The sequence below is a fragment of the Butyrivibrio hungatei DSM 14810 genome (assembly GCF_900143205.1).
Classification (GTDB): Bacteria; Bacillota; Clostridia; order Lachnospirales; family Lachnospiraceae; genus Butyrivibrio; species Butyrivibrio hungatei.
On sequence record NZ_FRDH01000007.1, the window covers coordinates 196,660 to 209,689 of the forward strand.

A 13,030-nucleotide genomic window follows, 5' to 3' on the forward strand; every position below is an offset into this window, starting at 1 on the left:
TTACCTCCTATTTTGATATATGTATGTACAAAATACAAAGGGGCAGAATATCACCCCTTTGCACATACACGCAATTATGAATTATAAATAGTATTATTTTAGTTGTCAACTAAATTTTTTATGACAACTTGTCAGAAAATTACTCCTCTTCTGAGATTGAAACTTCATCATCTTCAATGTCGATTGCATCTTCAAACTCATCATCAAAGTCTTTCTTCTTTTTCTTAAGAATAAGCTTCTCTGGATCCTTGAAGTTTGCGTCAGTATTAAGAGCTGTATTTCTATATCTCTTCATACCTGTACCAGCAGGGATCAGCTTACCGATAATAACGTTTTCCTTAAGTCCGATAAGTGGATCAACCTTACCCTTGATAGCAGCATCAGTAAGAACCTTAGTTGTCTCCTGGAATGATGCAGCTGAAAGGAATGAGTTAGTTGCAAGAGCAGCCTTTGTAATACCGAGTATTACCTGCTTACCCTCTGCAGGTCTCTTACCTTCACTGATAAGTGCTTCGTTACTATCTTCAAAATCAAGTACATCTACAAGTGTTCCTGGGAGGAATTCTGTATCTCCACTCTCGTCGATTCTTACCTTCTTAAGCATCTGACGAACAATAACTTCGATATGCTTATCGCAGATATCAACACCCTGTAAACGATATACTCTCTGAACTTCTCTTAAGAGATAATCCTGTACTGCACGGATACCCTTAATCTTAAGAAGATCGTGTGGGTTAACTGAACCTTCAGTAAGTTCATCACCAGCTTCAATTGTCATTCCATCCTGAACCTTGATACGTGATCCATAAGGAATGAGGTAAGCCTTTGATTCACCAGTCTCATCGTTAGTTACAATAACTTCACGCTTCTTCTTGGTATCTCTGATCTCAACCTGTCCATCAAGCTCTGAAATAATAGCAAGTCCCTTTGGCTTTCTTGCCTCGAAAAGCTCTTCTACTCTAGGAAGACCCTGAGTAATATCGCCACCGGCAACACCACCAGTATGGAATGTTCTCATTGTAAGCTGTGTACCAGGCTCACCGATTGACTGAGCAGCAATAATACCAACTGCCTCACCAACCTGTACAGCCTCACCAGTTGCCATGTTTGCACCGTAGCACTTAGCACAGATTCCGTTGTGTGAACGGCATGTAAGAATTGTACGGATCTTAACAGCTTCAACTGGCTGACCCTTAGCATTAACGCCTACTGAAAGGATCTTAGCTGCTCTTGATGGTGTGATCATGTGATTCTTCTTAACGATCACGTTACCATCTTTATCTTTAATAGTCTCGCAAGAATATCTTCCTGTGATTCTATCCTTTAATGGCTCGATTGTTTCTTTACCATCCATGAATGCCTTTACAGTCATTCCTGGGATTACTTCCTTGTCTGCGCAGCAGTCGATGTCACGGATAATGAGTTCCTGTGATACGTCAACCATTCGACGTGTAAGGTATCCTGAATCGGCTGTACGAAGAGCTGTATCTGACAGACCCTTACGAGCACCGTGAGCTGACATAAAGTATTCCAAAACGTCAAGACCTTCACGGAAGTTTGACTTGATAGGAAGTTCGATTGTACGACCTGTTGTATCAGCCATAAGTCCACGCATACCTGCGAGCTGCTTGATCTGCTGGTTACTACCACGGGCACCAGAGTCAGCCATCATGTAGATGTTGTTGTACTTATCAAGACCAGCAAGAAGCTCATCAGTAAGCTTTTTATCTGTCTCCATCCAAGTATCAACTACTGCACGGTAACGCTCTTCGTCTGTGATAAGACCACGGCGGAAGTTCATAGCGATTTTATCAACTGTAGCCTGTGCTTCATCAAGCATTTCCTGCTTCTGCTTTGGCACTGTCATATCTGCGATAGATACTGTCATAGCAGCGCGTGTTGAATAGTGATAACCAGTAGCTTTGATCTTATCAAGAACCTCTGCTGTAGCAAATGTTCCGTGAGTATTGATCATAGCTGTAACAATCTGCTTGAGCTGCTTCTTACCAACCATGAAGTCAACTTCAAGTTTGAACTCGTTTTCTGGAACTGTTCTATCAACAAATCCAAGGTCCTGAGGAATGATCTCATTGAAGAGGAATCTACCAAGAGTTGACTCTACGATTCCAGTTCCAACTGTTCCATCAGCCTTAGTTCTGTCCATTCTAATCTTAATTCTTGTCTGAAGTGTGCAGTAACCATTCTCATAAGCAAGAATAGCTTCGTCAACACTCTTAAAGAACTTACCTTCGCCAAGAGCACCAGGTCTCTCCTGTGTCAAATAGTAGATACCGAGTACCATATCCTGTGTAGGAACGTTTACTGGGCCACCATCTGAAGGCTTAAGAAGGTTATTAGGTGCAAGCATGAGGAATCTACACTCAGCCTGTGCCTCTACTGACAATGGAAGGTGAACAGCCATCTGGTCACCATCGAAGTCGGCGTTGAAAGGTGTACATACAAGAGGATGAAGCTTGATAGCCTTACCTTCTACAAGAATTGGCTCAAATGCCTGAATACCAAGTCTGTGAAGTGTGGGGGCACGGTTCAGCATAACTGGGTGCTCCTTAATTACATCCTCAAGAACGTCCCAAACCTGCTCATCAAGTCTCTCAACGAGCTTTTTAGCGTTCTTTATGTTCTGTGAAATTCCTCTAGAAACAAGTTCTTTCATAACGAAAGGCTTGAAAAGCTCAATAGCCATTTCCTTAGGAAGTCCACACTGATAAATCTTAAGTTCTGGTCCTACTACGATAACTGAACGTCCTGAATAGTCAACACGCTTACCAAGAAGGTTCTGACGGAAACGTCCTGATTTACCTTTGAGCATGTCAGAAAGTGACTTGAGTGCTCTGTTACCAGGTCCTGTTACAGGTCTTCCTCTTCTGCCGTTATCGATAAGGGCATCTACAGCCTCCTGAAGCATTCTTTTCTCGTTGCGAACGATGATATCAGGTGCACCGAGATCAAGAAGTCTCTTAAGTCTGTTATTTCTATTGATAATTCTTCTGTAAAGATCGTTAAGATCTGATGTAGCGAAACGTCCACCGTCAAGCTGTACCATAGGACGAAGATCTGGTGGGATTACTGGGATGCAATCCATGATCATCCATGCAGGATTGTTTCCAGACTCTCTAAATGCTTCTACTACTTCGAGACGCTTAATAATTCTAGCTCTCTTCTGTCCGCTTGATGTATCAAGACCTTCTTTAAGTTCCTGATATTCAGCTTCAAGATCAATTGCCTGAAGAAGCTCTTTAATGGACTCAGCGCCCATTCCAGCACGGAACTTTCCGCCCCACTCTTCTCTGGCATCCTGGTATTCTTTCTCAGAAAGAACCTGTTTGTACTCAAGTGAAGTCTCACCTGGATCAAGTACTATATATGAAGCAAAGTAAAGAACTTTCTCAAGTACACGTGGAGAAAGATCAAGGATAAGACCCATTCTACTAGGTATTCCCTTGAAGTACCAGATATGAGAAACAGGAGCTGCAAGCTCGATGAATCCCATTCTCTCACGACGTACGCTGCTCTTTGTGATCTCTACGCCACAACGATCGCAGACAACGCCCTTATATCTGATCTTCTTATACTTACCACAGTGACATTCCCAGTCTTTAGTTGGTCCAAATATTCTTTCGCAGAAAAGACCATCTCTTTCTGGCTTCAATGTTCTGTAGTTGATTGTCTCTGGCTTTGTTACCTCGCCACTATGTGGGTCATTATCGATTCTATGTGCCCAGCTTCTGATCTTTTCTGGTGATGCAAGTCCAATCTTGATTGAGTCAAAGGTCATAGGCTGATAGGTCTGCTGCTGTGTACTACTTCTTCCGCTTGAAGCTTCATTTATTGCTTTATTCATAGTTGAATCAGACATTCGTAACCTCTTTTCTTTATGTTAAACGTAATCAACAGTCACAATTACTCTTCATCGGATGATTCGTCAAAATCGTCGAAACCTTCCTCATCAAAACCATCAGCGTCGCTCTCATCTGCTACAAGCTCGCCATCTTCATTAAAGCTCTGCTCTGTATATCCGTTAGCAGCGAAAGATTCCTGATTGTAATCGCGTCCTGATGTATCGCCTTCGATCTCATAGCGGTAATCAGAATCTGTATAATCAACGCTTTCCATAATTTCAACTTCTGTATTGTCTTCACGAAGAACTTTAATATCAAGTCCAAGTGACTGGAGCTCCTTAAGAAGAACCTTAAAGCTTTCTGGAACACCAGGTTCAGGAATGTTATCACCCTTAATGATTGCTTCGTAAGTCTTAACACGTCCTACAACGTCATCAGACTTAACTGTAAGGATTTCCTGAAGTGTATAAGCTGCACCGTAAGCTTCAAGTGCCCAAACTTCCATTTCTCCGAAACGCTGTCCACCGAACTGAGCTTTACCACCCAGAGGCTGCTGTGTTACTAATGAGTAAGGACCAGTTGAACGAGCGTGGATCTTATCATCTACAAGGTGATGGAGTTTGAGGTAATGCATGTGTCCAATAGTTGTTGGGCCATCGAACTTCTGACCTGTTCTACCATCACGGAGCTGTACCTTTCCGTCTGATCTGATAGGAACACCCTTCCAGAGTTCTCTGTGATCTCTGTTCTCATAGAGGTAATCCATGATCTCAGGAAGTACAAGATCCTTATACTTCTTCTCGAAGTCTTCCCATGAGCTGTTAACGTAATCGTTAGCCATCTCAAGAGTATCCTGAATATCTACCTCGTTTGCACCATCAAAGATAGGTGTTGCTACGTTAAATCCAAGAGCCTTAGCTGCAAGAGAAAGGTGGATCTCGAGGACCTGACCGATATTCATACGGGAAGGAACGCCGAGAGGGTTAAGTACGATATCAAGTGGTCTACCATTTGGAAGATATGGCATATCTTCAATAGGAAGTACACGTGAAACGACACCCTTGTTACCATGACGACCAGCCATCTTATCACCAACAGAAATCTTTCTCTTCTGTGCGATATAGATACGAACTGCCTGATTTACACCAGGTGAAAGCTCATCGCCGTTATCTCTTGTAAATACCTTAGCATCAACTACGATACCATATTCGCCGTGAGGAACTTTAAGAGATGTATCACGTACCTCTCTAGCCTTCTCACCGAAGATAGCTCTAAGGAGTCTCTCTTCTGCTGTAAGCTCTGTCTCTCCCTTAGGAGTAACCTTACCTACAAGAATATCACCGGCACGAACCTCAGCACCGATACGAATGATACCACGATCATCAAGATCCTTAAGTGCATCATCACCTACGCCAGGAACATCACGAGTGATCTCTTCTGGTCCGAGCTTAGTCTCACGGGCTTCTGCTTCGTATTCTTCAATATGTACTGATGTATAAACATCATCACGAACAAGTCTCTCTGAAAGAAGAACAGCATCCTCGTAGTTGTAACCTTCCCATGTCATGAAACCGATAAGAGGGTTCTTACCAAGACCAAGTTCTCCCTGTGAAGTAGAAGGTCCATCTGCGATAACCTGACCAGCTTCTACATGATCACCCTTGAATACGATAGGTCTCTGATTGTAGCAGTTACTCTGGTTAGATCTCTGGAACTTAATAAGGTGGAACTCTTCCTTCTCACCATCATCATATGTCATCTGAATAAGCTTACTGTCAACGAAATCAACAGTTCCAGCTTTTCTAGCAACAACGCAAACACCTGAGTCAACAGCTGCCTTGCGCTCCATGCCAGTTCCTACTGCAGGAGCTTCAGTTGTAAGAAGAGGTACGGCCTGACGCTGCATGTTTGATCCCATCAGCGCACGGTTAGCATCGTCGTTCTCAAGGAATGGGATAAGTGCTGTAGCAACTGAGAATACCATTCTAGGAGATACGTCCATGTACTCAAAAGCTGTCTTAGGATAAGCTGATGTCTCTTCTCTGTAACGACCAGATACAGAATTCTTCTTGAAGTATCCGTTCTCATCGAGAGGAGTATTAGCCTGAGCTACATGGTAATTATCCTCTTCATCTGCTGTAAGGTACTCAACCTCATCTGTTACCCTTGGATTCTCAGGGTCGGACTGGTCAACCTTACGATATGGAGCCTCTATGAAACCATAATCATTAACTCTTGCATAGCTTGCAAGTGAGTTGATAAGACCGATGTTAGGTCCTTCAGGTGTCTCGATAGGGCACATACGTCCATAATGTGTATAGTGTACGTCTCGAACCTCGAATCCGGCTCTATCTCTTGAAAGGCCGCCAGGACCAAGTGCTGAAAGACGTCTCTTATGTGTAAGCTCACCAAGAGGGTTGTTCTGATCCATAAACTGTGAAAGCTGTGAAGATCCGAAGAACTCCTTTACTGCAGCCTGTACAGGTTTGATGTTGATCAGAGACTGAGGAGAAACTTCCTCTGTATCGTGAGTAGTCATTCTCTCACGTACAACTCTCTCAAGTCTTGATAAACCGATACGATACTGGTTCTGAAGAAGCTCACCTACGCAACGGATACGTCTGTTACCTAAGTGGTCGATATCGTCATCGTTACCAATTCCATATTCAACATGGATGTTATAGTTAATAGAAGCAATGATATCTTCCTTAGTAATGTGCTTAGGAATAAGTTCATGTACACGCTTCTTGATTGTCTCTGCAAGTCCTTCAGGATCATTCTTGGCTGAGTACTCTTCAAGAATCTCCTTAAGAACAGGATAGTATACGTCCTCGTTGATTCCGAGCTGCTCTGGATCACACTCGATGAAGTGTGTGATATCAACCATCATATTAGAAAGAACTTTGATGTTGCGCTCTTCACCCTGAATAAGTACGTAAGGGATAGCACTGTTCTGAATCTCAGTAGCGAGTGCACGATCAACCTTAGTACCAGCTGATGCGATCATCTCGCCTGTTGTCTCATCAACAACATCCTCTGCAAGAACATGTCCGCTAATACGATTCTTGAAATGAAGCTTCTTATTGAACTTATATCTTCCGACCTTAGCAAGATCATATCTTCTAGGGTCAAAGAACATAGCATTAATAAGACTCTCCGCACTCTCAACTGAAAGTGGCTCACCAGGACGGATCTTTCTGTAAAGTTCAAGAAGACCGCTCTGATAATCTGTCGAAGAATCCTTAGAAAAGCTTCCCTGAATCTTAGGCTCATCACCAAAGAGTTCAAGAATTTCCTCATTTGTACCAATACCAAGTGCTCTGATGAGTACAGTTACAGGAACCTTTCTGGTTCTGTCTACTCTTGCATAGAACACGTCATTAGAGTCTGTCTCATACTCGAGCCAAGCTCCTCTGTTAGGGATAACAGTACATGCAATGAGTTCCTTACCGATCTTATCATATGTAATATCATAATAGATACCGGGTGAACGAACCAACTGGCTGACAATAACTCTTTCAGCTCCGTTGATAACAAAGGTACCAGTTGCTGTCATAAGAGGAAGATCGCCCATGAAAATCTCATGTTCTGTAATCTCGTCTTTCTCTTTGTTATGAAGACGAACCTTAACCTTTAAAGGTGCAGCGAAAGTAGCGTCTCTTTCTTTGCACTTTTCAATTGTATTCTTGTTCTTGTCAATCTCATCCTCGCAAAGCTTGAAATCAACAAATTCCAAACTGAGCTTGCCACTGTAATCTTCAATAGGAGAGATATCGTCAAAGACTTCTTTTAAGCCTTCGTCAAGAAACCATTGATAAGAGTTCTTCTGAACTTCGATCAGGTTTGGCATCTCCAGGACTTCCTTCTGGCGCTGGAAACTCATACGTATGTTTTTACCAGAGCCGGTAGGATGTAATCTGTTTTTTTCCATTGACATTCACCCCGTTCTTAAATATTTTCGTAGTGGTAATACGGATTTTTTTGCACAGAAAAAAGAGCGCAAAAAAGCCCACCACACCACAATAGTGCATTATCCATCTTACATCTAACTAAATTCCGTGTCAAGAACTTTTTATAAAAAACAATCAGACTCGAAAATGCTCCGCATTTTCTCATTTGGCGCTTCGCGCCAAATATATAAATAAAAAAGAGGCAGACATGTAAGTAAACTTACATCTGCCTCTTTCATTATTTATCTGCTTGTCTTTGAAGTAATCAAAATTACTTAAGAGTGATCTTAGCACCCTCAGCCTCAAGCTTAGCCTTGATGTCATCAGCCTCAGCCTTAGCTGCGCCTTCCTTAACCATCTTAGGAGCGCCATCAACGAGATCCTTTGCTTCCTTAAGTCCAAGACCTGTGATCTCACGAACAACCTTGATAACCTTAACCTTGTTAGGACCTACTTCTGTAAGCTCTACGTTGAACTCAGACTTCTCCTCGCCTGCTGCTGCTGCGCCAGCACCTGCTGCTGCAACTACAACGCCTGCTGCTGCAGATACGCCGAACTCTTCCTCGCAAGCCTTTACGAGATCATTTAACTCAAGAACTGTTAACTCTTTGATAGCATCAATAATTTCTGCTGTAGATAACTTTGCCATTTTATATACCTCCGTATAGTATAATCAATAAATTTTTGTTTTCATTACTTTAAGCACTCAGTACGATCAGATTACTCTGCTGCAGGTGCTTCTGCTGCAACTTCTTCAGTTGCTGGTGCCTCTGCTGTATCAGCTGGAGTTTCCTCTGCTGCTGGAGCTGCCTCACCATTCTTCTCTGCGATCTGCTTAATAACACGAGCGAAGTTTGTGATAGGTGACTGCATAGAGCCAAGCAACTTGGAAAGAAGAACTTCCTTTGAAGGGATTGCAGCGATTTCTGTCATAGCGTCAGCATCATAGTACTTACCTTCTATAACACCACCCTTAATCTCAAGAGCCTTAGCAGTTTTAGCAAACTCGTAAAGTACACGAGCTGGTGCAGCTGGATCTGTTGTTGAAACAGCCATTGCGCTAGGACCATTAAGGAGATCCTTAAGCTGCTCGAAATCTGTTCCCTTGAATGCGAAGTTCATCATCGTATTCTTGTAAACCTTATATGTTACGCCTTCTGCACGAAGTTTCTTACGAAGCTCAGTATCCTGTGCTACTGTAAGTCCACGGTGATCTACAAGTACGACAGCCTGTGCGTCTTTAATCTTCTCTGAAATCTCATCAACTACAGGCTTTTTTAATTCAACCTTTGCCATCTTCTTACCTCCTTATAGAATTAACCGCCGAAAAAAAGCCCCTCGAAGACATCGAGAGGCAAAAAGTCTAAATAATAACTTTTCCTCGGTAGGCGGATCATCATTATGTTCTTACGAACACCTACTGTCTTCGGACGGTTGTCTGTCTTTTTCAGACGACCTTAGTAAAGATATCACAAACACATATACTTGTCAACATTATTTTATTATTTTATCTAGGACTGATATATCCGTTAGAATCAAGTACTATTCCTGGTGACATTCCAGCCATCTCATTAAGCACTCTCATCTTCTCATCACCTACAGCTTCATATACGCTACATCCGCTTTGAATTGCAGGTACAAACTGTAAGTTCACTGATCCATTTTTGTGAAGAGTTGCTACCATCATTCCTGTATCAAGCGTCTTAGAATTAAAGATATAATTTCCAAGGCTATATACAACAGGAACTCCATTTACATAATCAATCTTTTGAAGTACATGTGGATGAGCTCCTATAATAAGATTTGCTCCCGCATCTGTAATTTCTTTTGCCTGATCAGTCTGAAGATAATCAACTTCGGATGTACTCTCTGTTCCCCAATGGATAAAGACTATAACATAGGCATTCTTTTCTCTTGCTTCTCTTACTCTATCCAACAAAAGCGAATCATCAAAGCATCTAAATACGCCTGCGCTAGTCTCTGTAGCGCCCTTGGTATCAGGATTATCAAGTCTTTCAATCTGTGTAGCACAGATGATTGCAATCTTCATGCCACTGTCAGTGATGTAATATACAGGATGTGAAGCTTCATCAAGATTTTTGCCAGCTCCAGCATACACAATCCCAGCATCATTAACAGTTGTAAACGTATCTAAAAGAGCCTGTTCTCCATAATCATATGCATGGTTATTGGCAAGTCCAACTATATCTACACCCATATCATTTAATATAGAAGCTGTCTCAGGTCTTGCCCTGAATGTATAGGTCTTACCTGCAGTAGGAGTTCCTCCATTAGAATATGGAAACTCGTTGTTGACCATCATGATATCAACACCCTGCATCTTTTCAAGAAGGCTACTTCCAACTACGCCAACAGCTGTATTCCCTGCTCTTGCAAAAGCATCGCCAACTGCATAGTTATCATCAAAGAGAATATCACCAGCAAATCCGATAGTTACAGTATCATCATCCGCCGCAGCGATTACATGTGTATAATCCTCATCGCCTTCATATATGATTGCCGCTCTCTTTGCACCTTCCTCACTATCAACCGCTGCATTTGGAGCTGTACTTGCTTCTGGAATGTCTTCCCATCCACTTACCAGCTTCACTCCTCCGCCCTGAGTCGAATCATTTATCTTCTTGATCACGAGAATTCCAAGGATTCCAGCAAAAAGAACTATCGACAACGTCAAAATAAAGACTCTGACAGCCAAAACACCATTATTAACTTCTCTTTTACCACTATTTCTCATAAAAAACAGTATAACATAAAAAAGAAGCAAGTCGATAAACGACTTGCTTCTCAAATTTACATTTTATGCAAATTAATACTTGTTAGAAACAACCTTAACACCAGGGCCCATTGTTGTAGCAAGAGTGATGCTCTTGAGGTACTGACCCTTTACAGATGCTGGCTTAGCCTTTGTGATAGCATCCATAAGTGCGTTGAAGTTCTGCTCGAGCTGCTCCTCTGTGAAAGAAGCCTTTCCAACTGGAACGTGGATGATGTTAGCCTTATCAAGTCTGTACTCAATCTTACCAGCCTTGATATCGTTAACAGCCTTTGTTACATCCATAGTAACTGTACCAGCCTTAGGGTTTGGCATAAGTCCCTTAGGACCAAGTACCTTACCAAGACGTCCTACAACACCCATCATATCAGGTGTAGCAACTACAACGTCAAAATCAAGCCATCCTTCGTTCTGGATCTTTGGAATAAGGTCCTCACCGCCAACGTAATCTGCGCCAGCTGCCTGAGCCTCATCAAGCTTTGTACCCTTAGCGAATACAAGAACCTTAACTGTCTTACCTGTGCCGTTTGGAAGTACTACAGCGCCTCTGATCTGCTGATCAGCGTGACGGCTGTCACAACCTGTTCTGATGTGAAGTTCAACTGTCTCGTCAAACTTTGCAGTAGCTGACTTCTTAACAAGAGCTATTGCATCAGCGGCTTCATACTGCTGAGTCTTATCGATAAGCTTAGCAGCTTCTACGTATTTCTTTCCGTGTTTCATCTCTCATCCTCCATCAGTCTTCTACTACAATACCCATACTACGTGCTGTACCAGCGATCATGCTCATAGCACCCTCGATGTCAACAGCATTAAGGTCAGGCATCTTTGTCTCTGCAATCTTTCTAATCTCTTCCTTAGAAATTGTTGCAACCTTAGTCTTGTTAGGAACTCCAGAACCCTTCTGGATCTTAGCTGCCTTTTTAAGAAGAACAGCAGCTGGTGGAGTCTTTGTGATGAATGTGAAACTTCTGTCTGCATAAACTGTGATAACAACAGGGATGATAAGATCACCCTTATCTGCTGTCTGTGCGTTGAACTGCTTTGTGAATTCAACGATGTTTACACCATGCTGACCAAGTGCTGGTCCAACTGGTGGTGCTGGTGTTGCTTTACCAGCCTGGATCTGTAACTTAATGTATCCTTCGACTTTCTTTGCCATTATGGCACCTCCTGAAAATATGTGGTCGGCGCGCTACTACATAAATGTGTAACGCTCCCACTCAGCGGTTACGTGCAGCCATAAGCTGCTATATATTCAAACGCTCTCGCGTCCAAATATCAAATCTTATGATTCTATCTTTCTAACTTCAGCAAAGCTGATCTCAACTGGTGTTTCACGGCCAAACAGATCTACATTGATTGTAGCAGTCTGCTTACCGAAGTCCATTCTCTGAACAACGCCAGCTGTATCTTTCCAAACGCCTGCGATTACTGCAATCTCATCGCCAACACCGAAATCAACAGAAATTGTATCCGTCTTGATTCCGAGAGGCTTAATCTCAGCATCTGTAAGAGGTACTGGTTTGCTTCCAGGTCCAACGAAACCTGTTACGCCACGTGTATTACGAACTACATACCAAGTCTCATCATTCATATCCATGTTAACAAGAACATAACCTGGGAACAGCTTTCTCTGAACATTCTTGCGAACACCATTCTTAACCTCGACAACGTCCTGAAGAGGAACACGAACTTCAAAAATCTGATCCTCAAGGTGTCTGTTGACGATTGCGCTCTCAAGATTGTCCTTTACTTTGTTCTCATATCCAGAATATGTATGAACAACGTACCAATGAGCGTTTTCATTAGCCTTAGCTTCCGCTGCAGCAGTTTCTCCCTCAGTTACAGGAGCCTCTGCCTCTGATAATACCTCATCAGATTCTAAAGCCTTTTCCATTTCTTCAGACATATTATCTCCTTTTAACTTAGAATATAGATGTAATGATATTCATTCCATATCCAAACACATAGTCTAATACAGCAATCAAAGCGCAGCAAATGACAGATACGATCACAACAGCAGTTGTCTGCTTAACCATATCATCCTTGGTAGGCCAAATTATCTTACCAAACTCAGCCTTAACGCCTACAAAGAAGTTCTTGATCTTGTTAAATGTAGCAACAAAAACATTCTCTTTCTTTTTCTTCGTAGAACTGCTCTTAGAAGCCTTAGACTCGTTATCTACTACCTTGGTCTCTTCCATACCTGTAGTCTCCCTCCAATAAAGGATGAAATTACTTTGTTTCCTTGTGTAATGTGTGCTTCTTGCAGAATGGGCAGTACTTCTTCATCTCAACACGATCAGGATGTGTCTTCTTATCCTTTGTTGTGTCATAGTTACGATTCTTACAATCTGTACATGCTAATGTAATTCTTGTACGCATTATCTCACCTCCGGCGTGTTATTATCACTTTAAATTCA

General features: G+C 42.2%; 10 protein-coding genes and 1 other annotated feature. All 10 genes read right to left on the reverse strand.

Annotated features, from left to right (window positions below; all coding sequences use genetic code 11):
• Nucleotides 1-139: 139 nt before the first annotated feature.
• The 10 genes from rpoC to rpmG all read right to left on the reverse strand — a co-directional run bounded on the left by rpoC (nt 140) and on the right by rpmG (nt 12,992).
• The gene (gene rpoC / locus BUA02_RS09840; protein ID WP_072703594.1) at nt 140-3,862 is read right to left on the reverse strand and encodes a DNA-directed RNA polymerase subunit beta'; all 3,723 of its coding nucleotides are present in this window, start codon (nt 3,860-3,862) and stop codon (nt 140-142) included.
• Nucleotides 3,863-3,921: 59 nt separating this feature from the next.
• A complete protein-coding gene (gene rpoB / locus BUA02_RS09845) occupies nt 3,922-7,791 on the reverse strand; it encodes a DNA-directed RNA polymerase subunit beta (protein WP_072703476.1) in 3,870 nt (1,289 codons plus the stop codon).
• A gap of 290 nt (nt 7,792-8,081) precedes the next feature.
• Complete coding sequence (gene rplL / locus BUA02_RS09850; protein ID WP_071175398.1) at nt 8,082-8,459, reverse strand: 50S ribosomal protein L7/L12; 378 nt, start codon at nt 8,457-8,459, stop codon at nt 8,082-8,084.
• Between the two features lie 71 nt (nt 8,460-8,530).
• Nucleotides 8,531-9,106, reverse strand: coding sequence for a 50S ribosomal protein L10 (rplJ, locus tag BUA02_RS09855; protein WP_072703478.1), 576 nt, complete (start codon nt 9,104-9,106; stop codon nt 8,531-8,533).
• A gap of 22 nt (nt 9,107-9,128) precedes the next feature.
• Nucleotides 9,129-9,258 (reverse strand) — a sequence feature (ribosomal protein L10 leader region).
• Between the two features lie 59 nt (nt 9,259-9,317).
• The gene (locus tag BUA02_RS09860) at nt 9,318-10,565 is read right to left on the reverse strand and encodes a CapA family protein (RefSeq protein WP_072703597.1); all 1,248 of its coding nucleotides are present in this window, start codon (nt 10,563-10,565) and stop codon (nt 9,318-9,320) included.
• A gap of 72 nt (nt 10,566-10,637) precedes the next feature.
• Nucleotides 10,638-11,327: a 50S ribosomal protein L1 gene (gene rplA / locus BUA02_RS09865; protein WP_071175395.1), complete on the reverse strand. Its 690-nt coding sequence runs from the start codon at nt 11,325-11,327 to the stop codon at nt 10,638-10,640.
• Between the two features lie 13 nt (nt 11,328-11,340).
• A complete protein-coding gene (rplK, locus tag BUA02_RS09870; protein ID WP_071175394.1) occupies nt 11,341-11,766 on the reverse strand; it encodes a 50S ribosomal protein L11 in 426 nt (141 codons plus the stop codon).
• A 126-nt stretch (nt 11,767-11,892) separates the two neighbouring features.
• Nucleotides 11,893-12,516 carry a transcription termination/antitermination protein NusG gene (gene nusG / locus BUA02_RS09875; RefSeq protein WP_072703481.1) on the reverse strand — a complete coding sequence of 208 codons (624 nt, stop codon included), beginning with the start codon at nt 12,514-12,516 and terminating at the stop codon, nt 11,893-11,895.
• A 16-nt stretch (nt 12,517-12,532) separates the two neighbouring features.
• Nucleotides 12,533-12,811 (reverse strand): preprotein translocase subunit SecE, encoded by a 279-nt coding sequence (gene secE / locus BUA02_RS16190; RefSeq protein WP_083385679.1) that lies wholly within the window; start codon nt 12,809-12,811, stop codon nt 12,533-12,535.
• Nucleotides 12,812-12,842: 31 nt separating this feature from the next.
• Nucleotides 12,843-12,992, reverse strand: coding sequence for a 50S ribosomal protein L33 (gene rpmG / locus BUA02_RS09885; protein WP_013281689.1), 150 nt, complete (start codon nt 12,990-12,992; stop codon nt 12,843-12,845).
• Nucleotides 12,993-13,030 lie beyond the last annotated feature (38 nt).